Below are 23,129 nucleotides of genomic sequence, written 5' to 3' on the forward strand. Positions count from 1 at the left end.
CAGACTAGCGGCGCGGCTCCATGCGGTCTTGAACGTTCTTGCTCTCGGCATAGCCCCCAGGCGTCACGCCGAAGGCGCGCTTGAACAGTCGGTGCAGATGCGACTGGTCGGCAAAACCCAGACTCGCCGCCACCTCGGCTGGACCCAGTCCGCCGCGCAGCAGGCGCTTGGCCTGCGCCAGCCGCCACTGGTTGCGCCAGGCATGCGGCGGCAGCCCGACGCTGCGCGAGAACACGCGGTTGAGGTGCCAGGGGCTCAGGCCCACTGAGCGTGCCAGATCGTCGAGGGTCAATGCTGCGTCGGGGTCGGCCCGCAACAGCTCCTGCGCTCGGCGCACGGCGGCATCCTCGCATCCTGTGGCAGGCTCGACCACCCCGGCGTGGCGCAACAGCGACGTCATGGCCTCGCGCCAGGCGCAGCTGCGAAGCAACGGGTCGCTGGTGGCGATCAGCGCGGCGTGCAAGCCCTGCAAAGCACGGAACAACGCCGGGTCGTCGAACACCACCCGATCGAACACCGGCAGCCGCGCATCGCCGTCGCGCAGCTCGGCCATGAGTTCGCCTAATTTCTGGGGCGCTGGGTAAAGTGCGCGGTAAGACCAACCGGACTCGCCGCCACTCTGGCCCGTATGCACCTCTGCCGGCGGGATCACGATGATGCTCCCCGCGTTCGCCACGCCTTCCGCCCGTCTGCAACGAAAGCGCTCGCTGCCTTGTTCGATCAAGGCCACGACAAAGGTGTCGTGCACATGCGGTGCAAACCGGTGATGCACATAACGCGCCGTCAGCAGCTCCATCCCTGCGAAATCCGGGGCGATGTGCATGCGGGCCGATTCGGTCTGCGGGGCGATGGCGGGTGAGGACATGCGCAGATTGTCCTGCAGACGCCGAGCGCTTCGACACAAAGTTGCGCCGCACAAAAACCCTGCCCCACACTCGGAAGCACATGATTTGTCACCGCATTGGGCGTACAAGCAATGGCACCCCCGAATCGACTTGACAGGAGACCGTGATGCGTCTGTTCCATCTTGAACCGTCCGATACCCAGCAGCTCGCGCAATGGTTGCAGCAGGCCGACGCGCTGGTGCTCGCCCAGGGCGGCAGCGATGTGCTCAGCGGCACTTTGCAGGATCTGCCCATTCTCCAGAACCTCATTGCGCAGCACCCGGCCGCGCCCACACCCGAGCAGCTGCACGCCGTTTCGGCCGCGCTCGGCCGTGTCTTGCTGCATGAGCAGGCGGGCAGCGAATGGGCCATCGTGCAAGGCGTGCATCAGCGCGGCTACGCCATCCGCCGCATGGGCACCCTGCACTGGGTGTCGCCCGAGGGCGCCTTGCGCTCGCATCTGCACGGCGGCGCCCGGCTCGACCTGCGGCAGCTGTTCGCCAGCTTGTGCGAGCGGCTCAACCCCCCGGCCATGGCCGCTTGAAGCGGCGCATCCTGCGGTGATGAAGCCGCGCTTGATGCGACCGGCTTATGAAGTCGGCTTGAGCGGCGTGTAGCCGTCGTTCAGGGTGTGCAGGAAGGCGATGATGTCGCGCATGTCCTGCGCGGTCATCGCGGGTTGTTCGCCCAGCTTGCGGTTGAGCGGCGGATCGGTCACGTCCACATTGGCGCGGTACTGCGGCGGCAGGTCGTCGTACTTGCGCACCTGGCCGCCCACGGTGGGGAAGATTTTGCCCGGCTGCACGTCGCGGAAGTTGTAGAAATCGAGCACCTGCTTGAGCGAGTGATAGACCCCGTTATGGAAATACACCGGCCGCTGCGCCACATTGCGCAGCGTGGGGGTGAGGAACATGCCGCAGTAGGCAGTCTGGTTTTTCAGGTCGGTCCGGAAGGGGCCGCACAGCCCGATATCGAAGTAGTGCGGGTTCTGGTTCGCCGGAATCTGTGGATTACGCGGCACGCCCAGCGCCTCGTACTGCGTGTCGGTGAACAGCGGCGGCAGGCCGGTGGCAGTGGGCTGGTCGAGATGGCAGGCAGCGCAATCGGCCTTGTGCACGTCGTTGAAAGCCAGGTAGCCGCGCATTTCCTGCGGCGTCAGACTCGCCTTGCCCTGCAACCAGGCGTCATATTTGCTGTTGAAGGCGTGAAACTTCGGGTCTTCGATCTGGTAGCGGGCGATGGCGAACAGCGCCTCGGAAACCGTCTGCTTCGGGTCTTCAAACACATTGGGACCGAAGAGTTGCAAAAACGTCTGGGCATACGGCTGGCGCTCGATGATGGCGGCCACCCGCTGCGGCGTGCCCGCGTCCATCTCCACCGGGTTGAACAGCGGGCCGTCGGCCTGCTGCTGCAGGGTGTTCACCCGCCCGTCCCAGAACAACCCGCCGGTGGGCACCAGATTTTGCGCAGCCTGCGCCGTACTCTGCGCGGTCTTCTTCGCCCGCTGGCTGGTCTGCCCCAGCGCCGCGAGTTGCTGCAGGGTGATGGTTTCGTTCTCCTCGTTGTCCGGGCCGATGGAGAACGGCTGCTGCCGGTAGAGGTAGGCCAGCGACGGCGGCGGGCGAAAGCCGGGTGAGGTCATATTCGGCCCGCCCAGCATCACCGGCCCGCTGCCCGGCGGCGGGGACTGCTGCGCCCCCACGCTCGCCGTCGGCTCGCTGCCCCCCAAGGGGGCGAAACCCGCCTTGGGGCGGCCCGGCGGCGGGTTGTACCCATTCGCCGGGTCATGACAAGACGCGCAAGACTGCTTGCCCGAGGCTGAAAGCGCCGTATCAAAAAACAGCTGACGCCCCAGTTGCGCCACGGCCGAGAGGGGCTGCTGCTGCGGAAGCACGAGTTGCACCGGATGCGGATTGCCGCCCAGCGCAAAGGTGAAGCTCTGCACCGGATGCTGCAGCCAAACGACGGGGGGAATGCTCGGTTGCTCGTGCATGCCCCAGGCCAGCGCGCCGCCGCCCCCCGCAAGGGCAACGACCAGCGCAATGGCCAGGCGGCGTGCCCAGTGCGAGCGGCGTGGCTTGCTCGCAGGCGCCTGCACAGCAGCCGAAGAAGCGACGGCAGGGGTGGATGAGGTAACGGACATGGTGCGGCTTCTCGGCGAATTTCAGTCTTTTCCGCGGGTCTCGTGGCGGACGAAACCCGCGGAAAAGACCGCCCCAAGCGGGGCAGTCTGCGGGGTACCAGCGGGACTTGGCCGATCAGCTTTGCTTGGTGAACAGCGAGACGTTGAACTGCGGCGTCAAGCTGCCCGCAGGCGGGGCGCTCAGCACCGTGCCCTGCGCCGGATCGATGAACACCTTGGGCGCGCTGCCCACCGACTTGGTGAAGTCGAACAGGTTGTTGATCGAGCCCGCCGTGGCGTCGAACGACCCACCGCCCAGGCGCTGGCCGCCGAGCCAGTTGTCCTCGATGAACCGCACGATGGACGCCTGACTGATGGGCGTGTTGCTCACATAGTTGGTCTTGGCCCAGGGCGAGATCACCAGGAAAGGAATGCGCGTGCCCGGACCGCAGCGCCCATTGACCGGCTTGCCGTTCACGCCACTGAGCGGCGTGCCCTTGCCGCACACGCCCGCCCCATTGAGCTGGTCAGCCTGGCTGTCGAAAGAGGGATTGGTGGTGTTGGCAAACGCATGGTCATACCACCCATCGGAATCGTCCCAGGTGACGATCACTGCGGTGCTGCTCCACTGCGGCTGCTGCTCCAGGAAGTTGACGACCTGCGTCACGAAGGCCTGTTCGTCCAGCGGGTCGGAATAGCCGGCGTGACCATCCTCGAAAGCCGGGGCCTTGAGATAGGCCACAGCGGGCATATTGCCGGCCTTCACTGCGGCAAAGAAGTCCTGCAGGCCATATTCGTGGTTGGCCGGATCGGCGGTCTTGTTGTCGGTCTCCAGGGTGTGGCCGATGGCCAGGGTCGAGCTTGGGCGGGCGTGCGTGGGGTTGGCCGTGCTCTTGTAGTACTGGAACCAGTTGTGGTGCTGGATGTAGTCGCCCACGGTGGAATTGACGACTGGTGAGAAGGTGCTGCGCTTGCAGCCCGTCGTGCCGTTGGGGTTGGTCGCGCCAAGGTTGAACCCGCCCATGAAACCGCCCCAGGAAATGTTCTTACCGTTGAGCAGATCGCCGATGTTCTTGCCCGACATCGAGACTTGATTCGTTGGGCTGGAACAGATGTCATAGGCCGGATCGACATCGTTGATCAAGCCGTAGCCGCCCTGCCCGTCACTGATGTAGTACGAATACTTGCTCAGGGTGAAAGACTGGTCCGTGGTCGCAACCAGTTGCACGCCATTGGTCTGGCCGCTCACCGCTTCGAGCGCGCCCGGGGTGGACGGGCCGTAGGTGTCGGTATAGGCGTCATCGCTCAGGGCGAAGTTCTGCGCGTAGTTCCACAGCGCGGTGACGGTGTTGCCGTCGTAGTAGCCCATGACCTGGCCCTTGGTACCGAAGGCGCCCACGCCGCCCGTCGTCGCCGCGCCGGTGTATTTCGGGAACAGGTCGGCCTTGCCGCCGTCGTAAGCCTGTTGCTCGGCGGTGTAGGCGTGGTTCTGGTCGGCGGTGGCGGCCTGGGTGCGGTCGAGACGGTAGGGCTCGGCGGCATCGGTGCCGTTGGCGGTGTTGGTGAAGTTGGGGTTGTTGCTCAGCAGATTGGCGCTGACCAGATTGTTGACCGCAGGCGTGCCGGCCTTAGCGGTGAATGCCGGTTCGCCCGCCGGGTTGGTGGCCGTGGGATAGGTGGCGTAGTAGTGGTCGAACGACACGTTTTCCTGATACAGCACGACCACATGCTTGATCGGCGTGGCCGTCGCGAGCGCGCGGGCCGCGGTGTAGCTGGTGCCGGGCACGGTGGGCGAGGCCGCGACAGAATTGGAACCGCCGCCGCAGGCGGCCAGCGTGATGGCAGCCACGGCAACCGCCGAGGCCAAGAGGGTTTTGCGCAACATGGTGAAACTCCCTGAAGAGTGTGAACGATGGATCGCGTGGGGCTGATCGCAGCCCGTGCTTCACGCAACGACCGTGATTCTTGAGAGCGCAAATGTCGCTTCCGTGACCAAGTTCCTCAGGGCAACAACTGGTTTCAATCCATACGGATGGATAACGGTTTGTCGCAACCAGACAAACTGCAGGCGTCCGGTTTCCGCCTTAGCCGCGCGCCCAATCTGGGCGTGAGGTAAGTTCAGCGCGCGAGGCTTTTCAGCGCCTGGCGGATGCCGTCGTCCACACTGCAGCCTTCCGGCAGCGCTTTGGCGGCGGCCGCTGCCTCGCGCTCGGAATAGCCCAGCGCGATGAGGGCCTGCAGCACATCGGAGGCGCTGCCCGCGGCGGCCGTTGCGGCCCCGCCCAGATCGGCACCGAGCTTGCCCTTGAGTTCGAGCAGCAGGCGTTCAGCGGTCTTTTTGCCGATGCCCGGCACGCGGGTAAAGTGAACGGCGTCCTGCTGCGTGACGGCTTGGGCGATCTCGCTCACGCTGAGACCGGAGAGCACGGCCAGCGCAATGCGCGGGCCGATGCCGCTGATTTTGAGCAGCTCACGAAACGTGGAGCGCTCCCCCGCAGTGGCAAAGCCGTAGAGCAAATGCGCGTCTTCGCGGATAACGGTGTGAATGAGCAGGGTGACGGCGTGCCCCACCGCGGGAAGGTCGTACAGCGTGCTCATCGGCACGTCCACCTCATAGCCCACGCCGCTCACGTCGAGCAGAATCTGCGGGGGGGATTTGTCGAGCAGGGTGCCGTGCAGTCGTCCGATCATGGGCGAAACTGTAGCAGCCGCAACCGCTAACATTCGCGGATTGTTCTGCGACGACACTCCATGACCCGACCTTCCTCCTACAGCAAAGAAGACCTCATCACCTGCGGCGAGGGCCGCCTGTTCGGCCCCGGCAATGCGCAGCTCCCTTTGCGCGAAATGCTGATGATGGACCGCATCACCCGCATCGCCAGCGAAGGCGGCACCTACGGCAAGGGCGTGATCGAGGCCGAACTCGACATTCATCCCGACCTGTGGTTTTTCGGCGTGCACTTTCAGGGCGATCCGGTGATGCCCGGCTGTCTGGGGCTGGACGCGATGTGGCAGCTCGTCGGTTTTTACCTCGGCTGGATGGGCGGGCTGGGCCGAGGTCGCGCGCTCGGTGTGGGCGAAGTGAAATTCACCGGCCAGGTGCTGCCCACCGCGAAATTGGTGCAGTACCGCATCGACCTCAAACGGGTGATCAACAGCCGCCTGGTCATGGGCATCGGCGACGGCGCCATGCTGGTCGATGGTCGCGAAATCTATACCGCCAAGGACCTGCGCGTCGGGCTGTTCACCTCCACCGAAGGGTTCTGAATCCGGGGCTGCACCCGGTGAGTGCAACCCCGGATGGGTAGTGTCCCTAGAGGCGGGCGGGCGCAAACAACGATACAGTCCAGATGTATCTAATTGTTATAGAGACTGCATCATGCGCCCTTCAACCCTCCCCGATCTTCAGCGCCGCCGCCTGATGGGCTGGGGCTTGAGTGCGGCCGGGCTGGCCGCCGCTGGCGCCGCCGCGCCGCACCTCGCCGCCTTCGCCGCTGACGCGGTGGACTTCATTCGCGGCCCCAAGGTGCCCGATGTGCCGTTCACCCAAATTTCCGACCATGTCTATGTGATCTACGCCGCAGATGGCTTTCCCACCGAGAGCAATCAGGGCATGATGAGCAATATCACCGCGGTCAAGACGGCCAAAGGCTTGGTCATCCTCGACTCTGGCGCCTCGGTGCAGATCGGCGAGATGGTCATCCGGCAGTTGCCCAAGGTGAGCGACAAGCCGGTGGTCGCGGTGTTCAATTCGCACTATCACGGCGATCACTGGCTAGGCAACGATGCTTTTGTGAGCGCCTACGGGCAAGACCTGCCGATCTACGCCATGCCGCAGACCCGCGAGCAGATTCTGGGCGCAACCGGCACCGAGTGGCAGCAGGCCATGCTCAAGTGGACCAACCAGTCCAGCGCGGGCACCCGCATCGTCGCCCCCAACCGCGACGTGAAGCACGGCGACGTGTTCGACTTCGGCGACGTCACGCTGCGCGCGCACCATTACGGCACCGCGCACACGCCGTCGGACGTCTGCCTCGAAGTGGTACAGGACAAGCTCACCTACGTGGGCGACGTGATGATGAACCGGCGTATCGCCAACATGGACGACGGCTCCTACCCCGGCTCGCTCAACTACATGGACAAGCTGGCGCAGAACATCCCCGGCAGCAACTGGCTGCCCGGTCACGGCCATGCGGGACAGGCCGTGATGGTCTGGCAGCGCGAGCTGTTCGCCGCCATCTGGGAACATGCGCAGAAAGCGGCGCACGACATGGCCGGCCCCGAAGCCGCCATCGCCGCCGCCAAGGCCGATCCGCGCGTGGCCTCAAAGGCCAAGGAGACGGCCGGGTGGGACAACAACATCGGCAAGTACATCAGCCTCGCCTATCTGGAGGCGGAACAAAAAGTCTGAGCGCGTTTTCTTCGCGGGCCGTCCCACTCCCCTACTCCTCTCTACTTCACCTGCTCCACCGCCAGCGGCACTTTCACACCGTGCTCGAACTCCGACAGGGTGATGCTGGGATCGGCGAGTTCGCCCCTGGTGGTGAAGTGAATGTCACTGTCGGTCACGCCGTCGTAGTCGATGTGGCGGATGTAGGGCAGATAGACCTTCGGGGCGCTCGACCCGGCCTTCATCATCGCATGGGCCAGCACCATCGCTGCGTCGTAGGCGTTGGGTGAATAGAGCTGGAAGGCGGCCGCGCCGAACTCGGTGTCGTAACGCGCCTTCCAGGCCTTGCCCTTGGGCAACTCAGAGAGCGGCGCGCCGCCCTGGGCGCAGATCGTGCCGTTGACCGCATCGCCCGCGACCTTGGCCATGATGGGCGCGCAGATGCCGTCGCCCCCCAGCAGGCGTGCCGTCATGCCGATCTGGCGCATCTGCCGCACCAGCGGTCCGGCCTGGCTGTACATGCCGCCGTAGAAGATCACCTGCGGATGGTCGGCTTTGATGCGGGTGAGGATGGCGGAGAAATCGGTGGCTTTGTCATCGGTGTATTCGCGGTCCACCACGTCCATGCCGAGCTTCTTCGCCTTGGCCGAGAACACATCGGCCAGTCCTTGGCCGTAGGCGGTACGGTCGTCCACCACCGCCACGCGCTGCACGTGAAGGGCGTCGTGGGCATACTCGGCCAGCCCGGCGCCCAGGGCGTTGTCGTTAGCGATCAGGCGAAAGAAGGTCTTGTAGCCCTGCTCGGCGATCTTCGGCGAGGTGGAAGATGGCGTGATCTGCGGAATGCCCGCCCGGGCGTAAATGCGCGCGGCCGGATAGGTGCAGCCCGAGGTCTGATGGCCGATGACGCCGCTCACGCCCTCATCCACCAGCTTCTGCGCCACCAGTGTGGCTTGAGTGGGCAGGCCCTGGATCTTCCGCATCCATCGCCCAGCGCACCGTCTTGCCGCCAATCCGGGCATGCTCGGCATTGAGCTGGTTCAGCGCCATTTGCACTCCGTTGACTGCATCCTGCCCACTGGCGGCCAAGGGGCCAGACAGCGGCACGGCAACGCCAAGCACCACGCGCGGCTCGGCCGCATGGGCCGACAGCCCCAGACCGGCAAACAGCGCCAAAGACACTCCAGTCAATCGCAACGATGAAGTCATGAGGTTCTCCTTGAGAGATCCGGCTTGAAAACAACGAACCCGGATCATCAAGCAAAAACCGCGCGCGGCCTGTAAGCAGATGCATCTACATCTGCACCAGCAGTCGGCCGTCAGCCGATCAGCCGCCCCCCGCGCACCCGCATGCCCCGCAGTTGCGCCGCGCTGAGCTTGCCACTGGCCACGTCCGCCGTGCCCACATTCGCTGGAGAAGACGCCCGATGCAGCGCCGCCAGGCCGCGCTGCGCATGCGCGTGGCAGATAGCCAGCCCGAGCGCGTCGGCGGCGTCCGGGCCGGGCTGGCCCGGCAAGGCCAGCAGCCGCGTCACCATCTCCTGAATCTGCGACTTGCTGGCGCGGCCGTAGCCGACGATGGATTTTTTCAGCTGCAGCGCGGTGTACTCGACCACCGGCAGCCCTTGCGCCACCAGCGCGGCAATGGCCGCGCCGCGCGCCTGCCCTAGCAGCAAGGTGGACTGCGGGTTGACGTTGACGAACACGATCTCCACCACGGCAACATCGGCGCCAGCCTGCCGCGCCACCTCGCTCACGCCGTCGAACAGCGTCTTCAGACGCTCGGGCAGCGTGCCCTTCGGGATACGAATGGCGCCGCTGGCCTGATAGCCCAGACGTTGGCCGTGGGCATCGATCACGCCGTAGCCAGTGGTGTTGAGTCCGGGGTCGATACCGAGGATGCGCATGGTGGTGCGCCGTGCCTCAGTGCCGGAAATGCCGCATGCCGGTGAGCACCATGGCCATGCCGTGTTCGTCGGCCGCTTGGATGACTTCGGCGTCGCGCATCGAGCCGCCGGGCTGGATGACGGCTTTGATACCGGCCTGCGCCGCGTTGTCGATGCCGTCGCGGAAGGGGAAGAAGGCGTCGGAGGCCATGACCGAGCCGGGAACCGGCAGGCCCGCGTGCTCGGCCTTGATGGCGGCGATGCGTGCGGAGTTGACCCGGCTCATCTGCCCCGCACCGACGCCGATGGTGGCGTTGTCCTTGGCATAGACGATGGCGTTGGACTTGACGAACTTGGCCACGCGCCAGGCGAACAGCAGGTCGCGCATTTCGTCGGCCGAAGGCTGGCGCTGGCTCACCACCTGAATGTCGCCGGACAGCAGCAGGTCTGCGTCCTGCACCAGCAGCCCGCCGTTGACGCGCTTGTAGTCCAGCCGCGCACCGGGCTGCGCAGGCCACTGGCCGCATTCAAGCAGGCGGACGTTCTTCTTGGCCGCGCAGATGTCGATGGCGGCCTGCGTCACCTTCGGGGCGATGATGACTTCGACGAACTGCCGCTCGACGATCGTCTGCGCGGTGGCGCCGTCGAGTTCGCCGTTGAAAGCGATGATGCCGCCGAAGGAGGATTCGGGGTCGGTCTTGTAGGCACGCTCATAGGCGTCCAGCAGGGACGTGCCGTAGGCCACGCCGCAAGGGTTGGCGTGCTTGACGATGACGCAGGCGGGCGCGGTGTCGAACTGCTTCACGCATTCCAGCGCGGCGTCGGCGTCGCCGATGTTGTTGTACGAGAGCTCCTTGCCCTGCAGCTGGCGGGCGGTGGCGATGCTGGCCTCGCGCGCGCCCGGCTCGACGTAAAACGCCGCGCTCTGGTGCGGGTTCTCGCCGTAGCGCAGGTCTTGCTGCTTGACGAAAGACAGGTTGAACTGACCGGGGAAGGAAGCACGCGTGCCGTCGTCCTTCAGCGCCGACAGGTAGTTGGAGATGGCCGCGTCGTATTGCGCAATGCGGTTGAACGCCGCGACCGAGAGGCGAAAGCGCGTGGCGTCGCTCACCCGGCCCGCCGCGCGCAGCTCAGCCACCACCACGGCATAGTCGGCCGGGTTGGTGAGCACGGCAACATGGTGATAGTTCTTGGCGCCCGAACGCACCATGGCCGGGCCGCCGATGTCGATGTTTTCGATGGCTGCATCGAGCGTGTGAGGCTTGGCCACAGTAGCCTCGAAGGGGTAGAGATTCACGCAAAGGATGTCGATGGCCGGGAGGTCGTGCGCGTCGGTCTGCGCCACATGCTCGGGCAAGTCGCGCCGCGCCAGCAGGCCGGCATGCACCTTGGGATGCAGGGTCTTCACCCGGCCGTCGAGCATTTCCGGAAAACCGGTGTAGTCGGCCACCTCGGTCACCGGCAGACCGGCGCCCTGCAGCATCTTGGCGGTGCCGCCGGTGGACAGCAGACGCACGCCCAGGGCGTGCAGATCGCGGGCGAAGTCGAGTACGCCGGTTTTGTCGGAAACGGAAATCAGGGCTTGCATGGAAGTCTCGGTGAATGGAAATGGGCGGGTGCGGCGGGGTGGGTCAGAGCAGCTTGTGTTCGGCAAGCTTCTTACGCAGGGTGTTGCGGTTGATGTCGAGCCAGCGCGCCGCGAGCGACTGATTGCCCTCGGCATGCTTCATCACCGTGGCCAGCAGCGGTTTTTCCACCGCAGCCAGCACCATGGCATGAATGCCGTGCGGCTCGGAGCCGCCGAGGTCGTTGAAATAGGCCTCGAGGCTATCGACGACACATTGTTCGAGCGTGGTTTTGCGGGGAACGGCGGGCATGGCGGGATGCGAGTGAACGGGACGGTTTCAGGCAGCCAGCGGCGCGGCCCTGGAACCCGAATCGAGGAAGCCGCGCAGCGCCGCGAGTTGCTCCGCTGCGCTGCCCAGCGTGTTGAAGTGACGGCGGAAGGTCTCGCCTTCGGGCAGGGCCGCAACGTACCAGCCCACATGCTTGCGCGCGGTGCGCACGCCGATGGCTTCGCCATACAGCGCATAGTGGTCGTCGAGGTGGGCGAACAGCCAGTCGCGCCACTGCTCGGGCGCGGGGTCGGGCAGCAGGACGCCGCGCTCCAGATAGGCCGCGACCTGGCCGAACAGCCAGGGCCGACCCATGGCGGCGCGGCCGATCATCACCGCGTCGGCGCCGCTTTGCCGCAGCACGGCGGCGGCTTTTTGCGGCGAGTCGATATCGCCATTGGCCACCACCGGAATGCCCACGCTGCGCTTCACTTCGGCAAGCGTGGCGTATTCGGCTTCGCCGCCATAGCCCTGCTCGCGGGTGCGGCCGTGCACCACCAGCATCGCGGCGCCTGCGGCTTCGGCCCTGCGGGCGATGCGCGGCGCGTTGCGCGCGGCTTCGCACCAGCCGGCGCGCATTTTGAGCGTGACCGGGGCGTCGAACGGGCGGGCGGCCGCCACCGCCGCCTCCACCAACCGCGCGGCGAGGTCTTCGTCCTGCATCAGCGCGGAGCCAGCCCAGCGGTTGCACACCTTCTTCGCCGGGCAGCCCATATTGATGTCGATGATGTCGGCGCCGCGCTCCAGGTTGTAGCGAGTGGCCTCGGCAATCTGCTCGGGGTCGGTGCCGACGATTTGCACCGCGATGGGCGCGGCTTCGCCGTCGTGATTGGCGCGCCGCGAGGTCTTGAGGGTGTCGCGCAGATCGGCGCGCGAGGTCACCATTTCACTCACACAGTAGCCCGCGCCGAGTTGCCGCGCCAGACGGCGGTAGGGCCGGTCGGTCACCCCGGCCATGGGCGCGGCGAACACGCGGTTGGGCAGAAGATGCCGTCCCAGACGCAGGCCGCCCGCGAGCCCGGTCAAGGGTGCGGAGAGGGTGAGAACGGCGGGGTTGGACATGGGCGCGGCGGGCAGTGTGCGAGCAGAAGGCGGGCAACGAAGGCGGGCAACGTCTGCGCTGCCGTTTTTTTGAGCAGATGATTTTAGGCGATCCGGCTGACCGCCAGCCCGGAACCGGCTCATGAGAAAACGTAGGGCCGCCCCAAGTTTTCTCATCCCCCTCGGGGGGGCTGACGCGAACGCGGCAGGTCTGGGGGCGCTCTCAAGAAAACGTAGGGCCGCCCCAAGTTTCCTTGACACCCCACGGGGGCGGGTTGGGCAACCCCCTCCCGGCCTCCCCCACTGCGTGGAGGAGGTGAGAACAGCGCTGTGCGGCGCTTCGAATGCCCCTCCCGCTCCCCGCCATGGGTGAGGTGAGATCACTCCCTCCCCACTTGTGGGGAGGGTTGGGGTGGGGATTGCCCGGCCCTGGGGGCTCTCAACGTGCGCTGAAAGGCCCCGGCTTGAGCGCGATGGGCTGCTCGGGGACTAGCCCCTGCACGCGCCGTTCGGCGATGCGCGCCCAGACGGCGCGCTTGCCTGCGTCATCCAGATTGGACCAGTCGCTGATTTCCTGCAGGGTGCGGGCGCAGCCCAGGCAAAGCCCGCTAGCGGCGTCCAGCGTGCAGATGTTGATGCAAGGAGAGGGAACTGTCATTGCGGCGCCCGCGTGACAGCGCTCGGCGCAACGCCCAGCCAACGCGGCAGGTCTTCGGGCCGCAGAGGAAAGACCGCATGCGGATGGCCCGCCGCCGCCCAGACGCGGTCGAAGCGCCAGAGGCTGTTGTCCACCAAGGCGATGGGCGGCTGGGTGTGGCCCACCGGGCTGACCCCGCCGATGGCGAAGCCGGTGGCGGCGCGCACGAAATCGGCATCGGCCCGCGCCAGCTGGCCCACCTGCGCGGCCACGGCCTTTTCGTCCACCCGGCGATCACCGGCGCAGACCACCAGCACCGCGCGGCCGCTGTCGATATGGCGGAACACGATGGACTTGGCAATCTGCCCCAGCGCCACACCGAGGGCGTCGGCCGCCTGCTGCGCGGTGCGGGCGGCGGCGTCGAGCATCACCGGCGGTTCGGCATGGCCCAACCCGGCAAGCGCGTCGATCACGCGCTGCACGGAGTCGGAAGGAGAAGGAATGGCCGTTGTTTGCATGATGAACCCAGATTTTCCATTAGACGGGGCTTTGCTCCTAAACGGGCGCTGGCGAACGGTTTGGGGTAAATCCATCCCCACCCAACCCTCCCCACGTGTGGGGAGGGAGTGATCTCACCTCCCCCATGGCGTGGGCGGGGGTCGGGAGGGGCATTCGAAGCGCCGCACAGCGCTGTTCTCACCTCCTCCACGAAGTGGGGGAGGCCGGGAGGGGGTTGCCCAACCCGCCCCGCCATCATCCCTTGTTCTCATGGAAAATCTGGGTTGAAGCGGCTCAGGCGGAGCAGGCGGGTTCGCCTTGCTCGGCGGCCCATTTGGCCAGCAGCGCCTTGCCCGCGCGGCTGTTGTTCGGGCGGTTGATAGCGCGGGTGATGAAGTCGCCGGCCTCGACCACCGCGCGCAGGTTCACCCTGGTGTCGATGCCCAGGCCGTGCAGCAGGTAGAGCACGTCTTCGGTGGCGACATTGCCGGTGGCGCCCTTGGCGTAGGGGCAGCCGCCCAGACCCGCAACGGAGGAATGAAAGCTGGCGACACCCATCTGCAGCGCCGCAAGAATGTTCGCCAGCGCCTGACCATAGGTGTCGTGGAAGTGACCGGCCAGCTTCTGCATGGGGAAGGCCGCCGCGCTGGCCTCGAACACCGCCTGCACCGCACCGGGCGTGCCCACGCCGATGGTGTCGGCAATGTCGATGGAATCGCAGCCGAGATCGGCCATGCGGCGCACGACTTCGGCCACTGCTGACGGCTCGACCGCGCCTTGGTAGGGGCAGCCCAACGCCACGGAGATGCTGCCGCGCAGCTTCACTCCCGCAGTCTTGGCGGCCTCGGCTACGGGACGGAAGCGCTCGATCGATTCGGCGATGGAGCAGTTGATGTTCTTCTGCGCGAAAGCCTCGCTCGCGGCGCTGAACACCACCACCTCGCCGACCCCCGCGGCCAACGCGGCCTCCATGCCCTTCATGTTCGGCACCAGCGCGGAATACACGGTGCCGCGACGACGGCGGATGCCCGCCATCACCTCGCTGCTGCCCGCCATCTGCGGCACCCACTTGGGCGAGACGAAGGCGGCGGCCTCGACATTGGGCAGCCCGGCTGCGGACAGGCGGTCGATGAGATCGACCTTCACCGCAACGGGAACGGGGTTGGCTTCGTTTTGCAAGCCGTCGCGCGGGCCGACTTCAACGACTTCGACGAATTTGGGCAAATGGTTCAAAGTGGACATGGCAATCTCCCGTTCAATAACCCAGCCGCATATCCACCACGCCGCCCGGTTTTTCGCCGCGTTCGATGGCGGCAATCTTGCGCATCACCTGCGCGGCGGACGGCCCGACCAGGGTCTGCGCGGCCACATGCGGGGTGACGCGCACCCGCGGATGGCTCCACAGCGCATCGGCCGCGGGCAAGGGCTCGGTGGCAAACACATCGAGCAGGGCGCTGGCCAGATGCCCGCCGTGGAGCAGATCGAGCAGATCGGCCTGGTCGATCACCGCGCCCCGACTGGCGTTGATGAGATGCGCGCCCTGCGGCAAGCGGCTGAGAACAGCGTAATCGAGCAGGCCGCGGGTGTCTGCGGTCAGCGGCAACAACACCACCAGCACCCGGGTCTGCGCCAGAAATTCATCAAGGCGGTCCAGGGCGTAGATCGCGCAGCCCAGCTCGGCAGCAAAGCGCGACTGCCCGCTGCGGCTGCAAGCCAGAATGGGAAAGTCCATCGCCGCCACGCGCCGGGCGGCGGCCGCGCCCATCTGCCCCAAACCGAGAAAGCCCACGCTGAAACTGGCGCGCGGCGGCAAGGGCAGCGGCTCCCAGCGGGCCTTGGCCTGCTGCGCCGCGTAATCGGTCATGCGGCGATAGGCATGCAACACGCCTTCGGCCACGTAATCGGCCATTTGGCGTCCCATGCCCGCGTCTTCCAGACGGATGAGCGGCACGCCGGGATGCAGGCGGTGCAGCGCCGGGGCGATGGCATCTACGCCCGCGCCCAGATTGAACACGGCGCGCAGCCCCATCTGCCCGGCGAGCCAATCGGGATCGGGCCGCCAGACCAGGGCGAATTCGGCCTGCGCGTCCGGGTCGCTCGGGGCGTCGATCACGTCGATGGCCAGGCCGATTTCCTTGGCGTGCTGCATCAACGCGTCGCGCCAGCGGCGAAACGGCTCATCCGGGTCCCAGACCGCCAATCTCATGCCTGCAAGTCCTCGGTTTTCAAAGCCTCGATGCGCAACAGCTCCACGCCTTCGCTGACCTGATCGCCCACCGCGTAAAGCACCTCGCTCACCTGCCCGGCCGACGGGGCGCTGAGCGTGTGCTCCATTTTCATCGCTTCGAGCACCAACAGTGGGGCGCCGACCTGCACCGTGTCGCCCGCTTGCACATGCAGGGCGATGATTCTGCCGGGCATGGGCGCGGTCAGCCGGCCGCCGGCCGAGCCCCCGTCGGAGCTGCCCAGATCGGCGCCCAGCGCTTGCAGCGTGACCTGCTCGCCGCCTGAGAACACCTGAAAAGACGTCTCGCCCAGCCGAACCACGCTCATCTGCGCACGCTCTTCACCCAGCGTGAGAACCAAGGCGAATTCCGTCGTGACATCGTTCACCCGCGTGCTTTGCGCGGAGCAGGCGAAGGGCTGCGGCTGGAGCGAACCCGGCGTCTGGATGCGCAAGGGCTGGCCTGTCGCCGTAAGCAGCGTGCACGCCAAAACACCCCACGGGCTGTCGAAGCGAAACACGCGCGGCGGCAGCACGCCGTTGGTAAACCCGTCGCAAATTGACCATGGCGACCAGGGCGACCAAGGATCGGCGCTCTGTTGCGCGCGCTCGTCTTCGAGCATGGCGCCGATCGCAGCGGCACAGGCCAAAGACTGCGGAATGGACGGCGGCGCGAGCAGCGCCTCGTGCTCGCGGGCGATCAATCCCGTGTCGAGCACGCCCCCGGCAAACGCCGCAACACCCAGCAGGCGGTGGAGAAACTGCGCATTGGTCTGCAAACCGGCGATGCGGATCGCGGCCAGCGCTTGGCGCAGCCGTCTGCGCGCCTGCTCGCGAGTCTCGCCCCAGGCGATCAGCTTGGCGATCATGGGGTCGTAGAACGGGGTGATGGTGTCGCCCTCGAACACCCCGCTATCGACTCGAATGCCCTCAGCTCCCACCGCACCGAAGGCGACATGCGGCGGCAACGCCAGCCGCCGCAACTGGCCGGTGGAAGGCAGAAAACCCGCCTCGGGATGTTCCGCGTAAAGCCGCGCCTCGATGGCATGCCCGCCGCAGCGCACCTCGGCCTGCGTGATGGGCAGCGGTTCGCCTGCGGCCACGCGCAATTGCCAATCGACTAGATCGAGGCCGGTGATCAGCTCGGTGACGGGATGCTCGACCTGCAGCCGCGTGTTCATCTCCATGAAGTAGAAGCGCTGCGGCGCCCCGCCTTCGCTGCATTCGACGATGAACTCCACCGTGCCCGCGCCCACATAACCCACGGCTCGGGCGGCGGCCACGGCGGCCTCGCCCATCTCGCGCCGCAGGGCATCCGGCAGGCCGGGGGCCGGGGCTTCTTCGATGACTTTCTGATGGCGGCGCTGCATCGAACAGTCGCGCTCGAACAGCCACAGCACATGGCCGTGCTGGTCCGCGAAGATCTGGATTTCGATGTGGCGCGGGTTGCGCACCAATCGCTCGATGAGCACCGCGTCGTTGCCGAAACTGCTCTGCGCTTCACGGCGACACGAGGCCAGCGCGGCGTCGAAGTCTTCGACGCGCTGCACCTCGCGCATACCCTTGCCGCCGCCGCCCGCACTCGCCTTGATCAACACCGGAAAACCGATGCGCACGGCTTCGGCCCTGAGCAACGCCGCGTCCTGCTCCGCACCGTGATAACCGGGCACCAACGGCACGGACGCCGTTTGCATCAGCCGTTTGGACTCAGCCTTGAGCCCCATCGCCTGCATGGCCTCGGGCGGCGGGCCGATGAACACCACCCCGGCCTCGGCGCACTGCCGCGCGAAGCCTGCGTTCTCGCTGAGAAAACCATAGCCGGGATGGATGGCCTGCGCGCCGCACTCACGCGCCGCCTGCAGGATGCGCTCACCCCGCAGATAGCTCTGCGCCGCCTCGGCCGGGCCGATGCACACCGCCTCGTCGCACGCCGCCACATGCGCCGCCCGCGCATCGGCCTCGGAATACACCGCCACGGTACGGATGCCCAGCCGACGGCAGGTGGCGGCCACCCGGCAGGCGATCTCGCCGCGATTGGCGATCAGAATTTTCGAGAACATTTCAGCACTCCGGTTCGTAGCTTGCATCAATCTGGTTTGTCTCGATACGACACGTCGGTCGCGCCGTGCGGGGGCTGCGTTGCGGCCGGTTCGGGTCTGCCGCTGAACATACGCACCATGCGCCCTATCAGCCCGCGCACGAAATGAAAGCTTTTGCGCGCCAGCCAGACCATGACGAGCAGCACCAGCACCAGGGCGATGAAAAACAGCACCGGGTGAAGCCAGGCCAGCCACAGCCCGCCCAGCACCAGCGCGTCTTCGCCCAGCGAGGCGCCCACATTGGAAAACGGCTCTGGCGAAGTGTTGATGGCCGCGCGGGTGGAGAGCTTGGTGCCGTGACTCACCGCGGCCAGACTGCCGCCCGCCGCCGCGGCGAGCGCCGCGACAAAGGTGTGATCCAGCCCGAACACACTGGCGGCGAGCACCGCTCCCGCCGGAATGCGCAGTAGGGTGGAGATGAAGTCGAGCAGGCTGTCCACGCCGGGAATCTTGTCGCCGACGAATTCGAGAAAAGCCAGAAAGCCGGTGATGCCCACCGCCACCGGGCTGGCCAGGCCCTGCAGGCCCGCAGGCAGTTGTACCCATCCGGCTAGGCCCGCGGCGCCGACGGCGAACATGACCAGAAAGGCCCGCAGGCCGCTGGCCCAGCCCAGCGCGGCGGCCAGCGCCAGGAGTTGCAGGGTGTCGAGCGCTGGCGGGGTCATGGCCGGGATACGGGTGACTCGGCTTGCAATGCGATCACTTTTGGCTTGGGCGTGGCCGATGGCATGGGCGAAGCTTGCGCACCGGCATGCAGGCCGAGGCGGGCGAACAAGGCGCGGTCGGCATCGACCTCCGAGTTGCCGGTGACCAGCAGGGTGTCGCCGTAAAAAATGGAATTGGCGCCGGCCAAAAAGCACAGCGCCTGAATGCCGTCGCCCAGTTCGCGCCGCCCGGCGGACAGCCGCACCCGCGCCGTGGGCATGGTGATGCGCGCCGCAGCCACGGTGCGTACGAACTCGAAGGGATCGAGATCTGGTGCGTGTTCGAGCGGCGTTCCGGCCACCCGCACCAAGGCGTTGATGGGCACCGATTCGGGGTGGGGATCGAGCCCGGCCAGCTCCGCCAACAGACCCGCACGGTCGCGCCGGGTCTCGCCCATGCCGACGATGCCGCCGCAGCACACCGCCATGCCGGCTTCGCGCACGGCCTGCAGCGTGTCCAGGCGCTCTTGGTAGGTGCGGGTGGTGATGATCTGGCCGTAGAACTCGGGCGAGGTGTCGAGGTTGTGGTTGTAGTAATCGAGCCCGGCATCGGCCAGGCGCTGCGCCTGCGCGGGCTGCAACATACCCAAAGTCATGCAGGTTTCCAGCCCGAGGGCCTTGACGCCTTCGACCATGGCGGCCACGGCGTCGAGATCGCGGTCTTTCGGCTCGCGCCAGGCCGCGCCCATGCAAAAGCGTGCCGCGCCCGCCTCTTTGGCCGCGCGGGCGTTGGCCAGCACGAGGTCAAGGTCCATCAGCTTGCCCGCCTTCAGCCCGACATCATGATGGGCCGATTGCGGGCAGTAACCGCAGTCTTCGGCGCAGCCGCCGGTCTTGATCGACAGCAGCGACGAGAGCTGAATATCGGTGGGGTCGAAGTGCGCGCGGTGGATCTGCTGGGCTTGCCAGAGCAGATCGGGCAAGGGCTGATCGAGCAGGGCTTCGATGCGCTCTGGCGTCCAGACGTCGGAAGGTTTCAGGGTCATGGCATAAGTGGAGATGGAGAGGGGAGATGAAGGACGCAGTCAACGCGCCTCGGGGTCGATCCAGTTCGGCTTGCGCTTGGCGAGAAAGGCGGCGATGCCCTCGCGCCCGTCGGTGCTCGCCCGGGCCACGGCGATGCGCTCTGCGGTGTCGGCCAGCAAGGCATCGCCCAGCGGGCGATGCGCCACTTCGGCCAGCAGCCGCTTGGCCGCAGCCAGCGCTTGCGGTGACGCATTTTGCAACTCGGCGCACCAGCGCTGCACCTGCGCGTCGAGCGCGGCAGCGTCTTCGGCCACTTCATGCACCAGACCGATGGCCTGCGCGGTGGCCGCGTCGAGCACTTCGGCGGTCAGGGTGTAGCGCTGCGCCGCGCGCGCGCCGATGGCGCGCAGCACATGCGGCATGATGGTGGCGGGGATCAGTCCGAGTTTGACCTCGCTCAGACAGAAGCGCGCGGTCTGCACCGCGACGGCCAGATCGCAGGCGGCCACCAGACCAAAGCCACCGGCGAACGCGTCGCCCTGCACCCGCGCGATCACGGGCTTGGGACATTCGGCCACGGCGCGCAGCATGCGAGCGAGTTGCAGGGCATCGTCGCGGTTTTGCGCATCGGTGTAAGCCGCCAACTGCTGCATGTAGCGCAGGTCGGCTCCGGCGCAGAACGCAGGGCCTTGCGCGGCAAGCACCACGCAACGTACTTCGGCCTCCTGGCCGAGTTCGACGAAGGCCGTATGCAGCGCGGCGATGGTGGCGGCGTCGAAGGCGTTGCGCACTTCGGGGCGATAAAGGGTGACCGTGGCAACGGCCCCTTTGCGGTCGATGATGACGGGGGATTCGCTCATGGCTTGGATGAGGCTGTCGCTTCATCGCGCAGCATGTAGATCAGATCGAGCACGGGCGAGGGATGCCCCATGGCAGTGAGCGCTGCGGTGATCTGCCCGCGGTGATGCGTGGCGTGGTTGAACACATGCGCCAGCGTGGCCGCGAACGGTGCGCTCATCGGCTCGCTCTTGCTGGTGGCGTAGTGGAAGGGCCGATCGAAATCGGCCTCGCTCAAGCGCTCGACATAAGGCTGCCAGGCCCGCGCGCTCTGCTTCAGCCGTTGCGCCAGTCTGGCGCGGTCGGGCTCGGCCTCGTCGTCGAGCTTCAAGCCCGCGGGCGACACGCTCTCAAGGAAGCGTCGCTGCCATAGCAAGCCTTCGCCCACCAGCAGATGATTGAGGGTGCCGTGAACGCTGTTGAAAAACAGCCCGCAATCGCGGCGGTAATCGGCTTCGGGGAGCAGCGCGACGTGCTCGTCGAGCAAGCGATGCGTGGCCCATACGTGATAGCGTGCCAGGGTGCGGAAATGGTCTTGGAGTGTCATCGGGAAATTCGCCGGGGAGCGCTTGCAGTCAATGCCGCCAGACCTTCAGGCCGCGCAGATCTTCCATGACGTCGAAGTCGGCGTCGTTGTGCAGCAGGGCGTAGTCGTGTTCGATGCAGTAAGCGGCCTGGAGCACGTCCACCGCGCTGCGGATGGTGTAGCCCATGGCCCGCAGAAGACGGTCGTGTTGCGCGGCCTGCAGGGCGTTGTCTTCTCCGCCGATTTCAACCACGGTGAGCGCAGTCAGGGTCTTGCGCGCGGCCAGGTAGTCGCGTTCATGGCGGAAGCCACGCAACACCTCGAACAGCACCAGATCGGCCACCGCCACCGGCGCCATATCGTCGAGCAGGAGCGCCAGATTCGCAACGCGCGGGGTGGCACGGCCATTGAAAAAATCGATCCACACCGAGCTGTCGACCAGGATCATGCGGCTACTCCTTGTTGGCGGGCGCTTTGGGGACGGGCGCCTTGCGGGCGGCTGCCTTGCGCCCAGCCGCCTTGGCAGGGGAGTTAGCCGCGCTGTAAGGCCCACGTCGCTCCTGCACCATGGGCGGCGCGGCGCCCTCGGCCAAGGGGTCTTCCCAATGCAGCTTGCCGCGCAGGGCGAGCAAATCGCGGTAGGCGGCGCGGCGGCGCAAGAGCTTGAGCCCCTCCTCGACCGCCTCCTTTTTGGTCTTGAACGGGCCGGCGCGCATGGCGGCGTCCATGAGCTCGTCGTCGATCTCGATGTTTGTGCGCATGATGTGTACCAATTCAATGAATGATGCACATTGTAGGGGACGACAATCACATGCGGAACACGCCGAAGCGGGCGCCTGGAATTGGGGCGTTGAGCGCGGCACTCAAGCCCAGCGCCAGCACGCGACGAGTATCGGCCGGGTCGATGACGCCGTCGTCCCACAGTCGCGCGGTGGCGTAATACGGGTGGCCCTGCGCTTCATATTGAGAGCGGACGGGCGCCTTGAAGGCTTCCTCTTCCTCCGCGCTCCAGCTGCCTCCCTTGGCCTCGATGCCGTCGCGCCGCACGGTGGCGAGCACGCTGGCCGCCTGTTCACCGCCCATCACGCTGATGCGGGCGTTGGGCCACATCCACAGCTGACGTGGGCCATAGGCGCGGCCGCACATGCCGTAGTTGCCCGCGCCGAAGGAGCCGCCGACGATGACGGTGAACTTGGGCACCTGAGCGCAAGCCACCGCCGTGACCAGCTTGGCGCCGTGACGGGCGATGCCTTCGTTCTCGGCCTTGCGGCCGACCATGAAGCCGGTGATGTTCTGCAGGAACAGCAGCGGAATGCGACGCTGGCAGCACAGCTCGATGAAGTGCGCGCCCTTGACCGCACTGTCCGAAAACAGGATGCCGTTGTTCGCCAAAATGCCCACGGGCATGCCGTGCAGATGCGCAAAGCCGCACACCAGCGTGGCGCCGAAGCGGGCCTTGAACTCGTCGAGCTCGGAACCATCCACGATGCGGGCGATGATCTCGCGGATGTCGAAGGGCTTGCGCGCATCCAGCGGCACCACGCCGTACAGCTCGCTGGCTGCATACAGCGGCTCGCGCGGCGGGCGCAAATCCACCGCCGCGCGCTCGGCCGGGCGCAGGCGCGAGACGATGCGGCGAGCGATGTCGAGCGCATGCGCATCGTTGCGCGCCAGATGGTCGGCCACGCCCGACAGCCGGGTGTGAACGTCGCCGCCGCCCAGATCTTCGGCGCTCACCTCCTCGCCAGTGGCGGCCTTCACCAGCGGCGGGCCGCCGAGGAAGATGGTGCCTTGATTGGCGACGATGACCGACTCGTCGCTCATGGCCGGCACGTAGGCGCCGCCCGCGGTGCACGAGCCCATGACCACCGCGATCTGCGCAATGCCCTCGGCGCTCAGCGTCGCCTGGTTGTAGAAAATGCGGCCGAAGTGGTCGCGGTCGGGAAACACCTCGTCCTGGTTGGGTAGATTGGCGCCGCCCGAATCGACGAGGTAGATGCAGGGCAAGCGGTTCTCGCGCGCAATCTCCTGCGCCCGAAGGTGCTTCTTGACGGTCATCGGGTAATAGGTGCCGCCCTTCACCGTGGCGTCGTTGCAGACGATCACGCACTCGCGCCCGCTGACGCGCCCGATGCCGGTAATGATCCCGGCACCGGGCGCCGCGTCTTCATACAGACCGTGCGCAGCCAGTGGAGAAAACTCCAGGAAGGGTGAGCCGGGGTCGAGCAGCGCCGCCACGCGTTCACGCGGCAACAGCTTGCCACGAGCGACGTGTTTGGCGCGAGCAGCCTCGCCGCCGCCTTCGGCCACGCGGGCCTGGCGCGCGCGCAGGTCGTCGACCAGGGCCTGCAGGGCGGCGGCGTTGGCGGTGAACTCGGCGCTGCGCGGGTTGAGTCGGGTATCAAGAATGGGCATGGGGG

The 23,129-nt window shown here is 66.6% G+C and carries 23 protein-coding genes and 1 pseudogene; 3 read left to right on the plus strand and 21 right to left on the minus strand.

Going from position 1 to position 23,129, the window contains the following annotated elements; all coding sequences use genetic code 11:
• Positions 1-4: 4 nt before the first annotated feature.
• Positions 5-865, minus strand: a complete 861-nt coding sequence (locus BIO17B3_RS06655) for an AraC family transcriptional regulator (protein WP_156053510.1) — start codon at positions 863-865, stop codon at positions 5-7.
• Positions 866-1,011: 146 nt separating this feature from the next.
• Between BIO17B3_RS06655 and BIO17B3_RS06660 the strand changes: the two genes are divergently transcribed.
• Complete coding sequence (locus BIO17B3_RS06660; RefSeq protein ID WP_156053511.1) at positions 1,012-1,428, plus strand: DUF3806 domain-containing protein; 417 nt, start codon at positions 1,012-1,014, stop codon at positions 1,426-1,428.
• Between the two features lie 45 nt (positions 1,429-1,473).
• On the opposite strand, the gene BIO17B3_RS06665 is transcribed toward BIO17B3_RS06660, so the two are convergent.
• The 3 genes from BIO17B3_RS06665 to ruvA form a co-directional block, all read right to left on the minus strand.
• Entirely contained in the window at positions 1,474-3,027 is a 1,554-nt protein-coding gene (locus tag BIO17B3_RS06665; protein WP_156053512.1) for a cytochrome-c peroxidase, read from the minus strand.
• Between the two features lie 115 nt (positions 3,028-3,142).
• On the minus strand, positions 3,143-4,891 hold the full coding sequence (locus BIO17B3_RS06670; protein ID WP_156053513.1) for a phospholipase C: 1,749 nt from the start codon (positions 4,889-4,891) through the stop codon (positions 3,143-3,145).
• 233 nt (positions 4,892-5,124) lie between these two features.
• Positions 5,125-5,697, minus strand: a complete 573-nt coding sequence (ruvA, locus tag BIO17B3_RS06675; RefSeq protein WP_156053514.1) for a Holliday junction branch migration protein RuvA — start codon at positions 5,695-5,697, stop codon at positions 5,125-5,127.
• Positions 5,698-5,757: 60 nt separating this feature from the next.
• Here ruvA and fabA point away from each other — a divergent pair, with 60 nt between their 5' ends.
• Complete coding sequence (gene fabA / locus BIO17B3_RS06680) at positions 5,758-6,273, plus strand: bifunctional 3-hydroxydecanoyl-ACP dehydratase/trans-2-decenoyl-ACP isomerase (protein ID WP_013107100.1); 516 nt, start codon at positions 5,758-5,760, stop codon at positions 6,271-6,273.
• Positions 6,274-6,385: 112 nt separating this feature from the next.
• Entirely contained in the window at positions 6,386-7,417 is a 1,032-nt protein-coding gene (locus tag BIO17B3_RS06685) for an MBL fold metallo-hydrolase (RefSeq protein ID WP_156053515.1), read from the plus strand.
• A gap of 41 nt (positions 7,418-7,458) precedes the next feature.
• On the opposite strand, the pseudogene BIO17B3_RS06690 reads toward BIO17B3_RS06685, so the two are convergent.
• From BIO17B3_RS06690 to BIO17B3_RS06770, 17 genes and pseudogenes are all read right to left on the minus strand, one after another.
• Positions 7,459-8,605: pseudogene (locus BIO17B3_RS06690) on the minus strand (branched-chain amino acid ABC transporter substrate-binding protein).
• Between the two features lie 110 nt (positions 8,606-8,715).
• Positions 8,716-9,303, minus strand: coding sequence for a crossover junction endodeoxyribonuclease RuvC (ruvC, locus tag BIO17B3_RS06695; protein WP_156053516.1), 588 nt, complete (start codon positions 9,301-9,303; stop codon positions 8,716-8,718).
• A gap of 16 nt (positions 9,304-9,319) precedes the next feature.
• Entirely contained in the window at positions 9,320-10,870 is a 1,551-nt protein-coding gene (gene purH / locus BIO17B3_RS06700) for a bifunctional phosphoribosylaminoimidazolecarboxamide formyltransferase/IMP cyclohydrolase (RefSeq protein WP_156053517.1), read from the minus strand.
• A gap of 43 nt (positions 10,871-10,913) precedes the next feature.
• Entirely contained in the window at positions 10,914-11,159 is a 246-nt protein-coding gene (locus BIO17B3_RS06705) for a helix-turn-helix domain-containing protein (RefSeq protein ID WP_013107110.1), read from the minus strand.
• Positions 11,160-11,186: 27 nt separating this feature from the next.
• Positions 11,187-12,239 (minus strand): tRNA dihydrouridine synthase DusB, encoded by a 1,053-nt coding sequence (dusB, locus tag BIO17B3_RS06710; protein WP_156053518.1) that lies wholly within the window; start codon positions 12,237-12,239, stop codon positions 11,187-11,189.
• A 418-nt stretch (positions 12,240-12,657) separates the two neighbouring features.
• Entirely contained in the window at positions 12,658-12,876 is a 219-nt protein-coding gene (locus BIO17B3_RS06715) for a DUF1289 domain-containing protein (RefSeq protein WP_156053519.1), read from the minus strand.
• Complete coding sequence (locus BIO17B3_RS06720) at positions 12,873-13,373, minus strand: YbaK/EbsC family protein (protein ID WP_156053520.1); 501 nt, start codon at positions 13,371-13,373, stop codon at positions 12,873-12,875. The genes BIO17B3_RS06715 and BIO17B3_RS06720 overlap by 4 nt, the downstream gene beginning before the upstream one ends.
• 274 nt (positions 13,374-13,647) lie before the next feature.
• Positions 13,648-14,595, minus strand: coding sequence for a hydroxymethylglutaryl-CoA lyase (locus BIO17B3_RS06725; protein ID WP_156053521.1), 948 nt, complete (start codon positions 14,593-14,595; stop codon positions 13,648-13,650).
• A 13-nt stretch (positions 14,596-14,608) separates the two neighbouring features.
• Entirely contained in the window at positions 14,609-15,559 is a 951-nt protein-coding gene (locus BIO17B3_RS06730) for a glyoxylate/hydroxypyruvate reductase A (protein WP_156053522.1), read from the minus strand.
• Positions 15,556-17,637: an acetyl/propionyl/methylcrotonyl-CoA carboxylase subunit alpha gene (locus tag BIO17B3_RS06735; protein ID WP_156053523.1), complete on the minus strand. Its 2,082-nt coding sequence runs from the start codon at positions 17,635-17,637 to the stop codon at positions 15,556-15,558. Before BIO17B3_RS06735 ends, BIO17B3_RS06730 begins: the two co-directional genes overlap by 4 nt.
• Before the next feature lie 26 nt (positions 17,638-17,663).
• Entirely contained in the window at positions 17,664-18,341 is a 678-nt protein-coding gene (locus tag BIO17B3_RS06740; protein WP_156053524.1) for a DUF4126 domain-containing protein, read from the minus strand.
• Complete coding sequence (gene bioB / locus BIO17B3_RS06745; protein ID WP_156053525.1) at positions 18,338-19,366, minus strand: biotin synthase BioB; 1,029 nt, start codon at positions 19,364-19,366, stop codon at positions 18,338-18,340. Before bioB ends, BIO17B3_RS06740 begins: the two co-directional genes overlap by 4 nt.
• A gap of 39 nt (positions 19,367-19,405) precedes the next feature.
• Positions 19,406-20,206 carry an enoyl-CoA hydratase/isomerase family protein gene (locus BIO17B3_RS06750; protein WP_156053526.1) on the minus strand — a complete coding sequence of 267 codons (801 nt, stop codon included), beginning with the start codon at positions 20,204-20,206 and terminating at the stop codon, positions 19,406-19,408.
• Entirely contained in the window at positions 20,203-20,730 is a 528-nt protein-coding gene (locus BIO17B3_RS06755) for a DinB family protein (protein ID WP_156053527.1), read from the minus strand. The genes BIO17B3_RS06750 and BIO17B3_RS06755 overlap by 4 nt, the downstream gene beginning before the upstream one ends.
• A gap of 28 nt (positions 20,731-20,758) precedes the next feature.
• Complete coding sequence (locus BIO17B3_RS06760) at positions 20,759-21,157, minus strand: PIN domain nuclease (RefSeq protein ID WP_013124195.1); 399 nt, start codon at positions 21,155-21,157, stop codon at positions 20,759-20,761.
• 4 nt (positions 21,158-21,161) lie between these two features.
• Positions 21,162-21,470, minus strand: a complete 309-nt coding sequence (locus tag BIO17B3_RS06765; RefSeq protein ID WP_156053528.1) for a type II toxin-antitoxin system VapB family antitoxin — start codon at positions 21,468-21,470, stop codon at positions 21,162-21,164.
• A gap of 46 nt (positions 21,471-21,516) precedes the next feature.
• The gene (locus tag BIO17B3_RS06770) at positions 21,517-23,124 is read right to left on the minus strand and encodes a carboxyl transferase domain-containing protein (RefSeq protein WP_156053529.1); all 1,608 of its coding nucleotides are present in this window, start codon (positions 23,122-23,124) and stop codon (positions 21,517-21,519) included.
• Positions 23,125-23,129: the final 5 nt, after the last annotated feature.

The organism is Thiomonas sp. OC7 (assembly GCF_900634595.1).
In the GTDB taxonomy this organism is placed as follows: domain Bacteria; phylum Pseudomonadota; class Gammaproteobacteria; order Burkholderiales; family Burkholderiaceae_C; genus Thiomonas; species Thiomonas arsenitoxydans.

Bases quoted from the DNA above. Each gene is read 5' to 3' on its own strand.
- BIO17B3_RS06765 (WP_156053528.1), bottom strand. From the start codon at position 21,470: ATGCGCACAAACATCGAGATCGACGACGAGCTCATGGACGCCGCCATG.
- BIO17B3_RS06670 (WP_156053513.1), bottom strand. From the start codon at position 4,891: ATGTTGCGCAAAACCCTCTTGGCCTCGGCGGTTGCCGTGGCTGCCATC.
- BIO17B3_RS06755 (WP_156053527.1), bottom strand. From the start codon at position 20,730: ATGACACTCCAAGACCATTTCCGCACCCTGGCACGCTATCACGTATGG.
- purH (WP_156053517.1), bottom strand. From the start codon at position 10,870: ATGCAAGCCCTGATTTCCGTTTCCGACAAAACCGGCGTACTCGACTTC.
- ruvA (WP_156053514.1), bottom strand. From the start codon at position 5,697: ATGATCGGACGACTGCACGGCACCCTGCTCGACAAATCCCCCCCGCAG.
- BIO17B3_RS06750 (WP_156053526.1), bottom strand. From the start codon at position 20,206: ATGAGCGAATCCCCCGTCATCATCGACCGCAAAGGGGCCGTTGCCACG.
- BIO17B3_RS06660 (WP_156053511.1), top strand. From the start codon at position 1,012: ATGCGTCTGTTCCATCTTGAACCGTCCGATACCCAGCAGCTCGCGCAA.
- BIO17B3_RS06760 (WP_013124195.1), bottom strand. From the start codon at position 21,157: ATGATCCTGGTCGACAGCTCGGTGTGGATCGATTTTTTCAATGGCCGT.
- ruvC (WP_156053516.1), bottom strand. From the start codon at position 9,303: ATGCGCATCCTCGGTATCGACCCCGGACTCAACACCACTGGCTACGGC.
- BIO17B3_RS06770 (WP_156053529.1), bottom strand. From the start codon at position 23,124: ATGCCCATTCTTGATACCCGACTCAACCCGCGCAGCGCCGAGTTCACC.
- BIO17B3_RS06655 (WP_156053510.1), bottom strand. From the start codon at position 865: ATGTCCTCACCCGCCATCGCCCCGCAGACCGAATCGGCCCGCATGCAC.
- BIO17B3_RS06705 (WP_013107110.1), bottom strand. From the start codon at position 11,159: ATGCCCGCCGTTCCCCGCAAAACCACGCTCGAACAATGTGTCGTCGAT.
- BIO17B3_RS06720 (WP_156053520.1), bottom strand. From the start codon at position 13,373: ATGCAAACAACGGCCATTCCTTCTCCTTCCGACTCCGTGCAGCGCGTG.
- fabA (WP_013107100.1), top strand. From the start codon at position 5,758: ATGACCCGACCTTCCTCCTACAGCAAAGAAGACCTCATCACCTGCGGC.
- BIO17B3_RS06725 (WP_156053521.1), bottom strand. From the start codon at position 14,595: ATGTCCACTTTGAACCATTTGCCCAAATTCGTCGAAGTCGTTGAAGTC.
- BIO17B3_RS06740 (WP_156053524.1), bottom strand. From the start codon at position 18,341: ATGACCCCGCCAGCGCTCGACACCCTGCAACTCCTGGCGCTGGCCGCC.
- bioB (WP_156053525.1), bottom strand. From the start codon at position 19,366: ATGACCCTGAAACCTTCCGACGTCTGGACGCCAGAGCGCATCGAAGCC.
- BIO17B3_RS06715 (WP_156053519.1), bottom strand. From the start codon at position 12,876: ATGACAGTTCCCTCTCCTTGCATCAACATCTGCACGCTGGACGCCGCT.
- BIO17B3_RS06665 (WP_156053512.1), bottom strand. From the start codon at position 3,027: ATGTCCGTTACCTCATCCACCCCTGCCGTCGCTTCTTCGGCTGCTGTG.
- BIO17B3_RS06735 (WP_156053523.1), bottom strand. From the start codon at position 17,637: ATGTTCTCGAAAATTCTGATCGCCAATCGCGGCGAGATCGCCTGCCGG.
- BIO17B3_RS06730 (WP_156053522.1), bottom strand. From the start codon at position 15,559: ATGAGATTGGCGGTCTGGGACCCGGATGAGCCGTTTCGCCGCTGGCGC.
- dusB (WP_156053518.1), bottom strand. From the start codon at position 12,239: ATGTCCAACCCCGCCGTTCTCACCCTCTCCGCACCCTTGACCGGGCTC.
- BIO17B3_RS06685 (WP_156053515.1), top strand. From the start codon at position 6,386: ATGCGCCCTTCAACCCTCCCCGATCTTCAGCGCCGCCGCCTGATGGGC.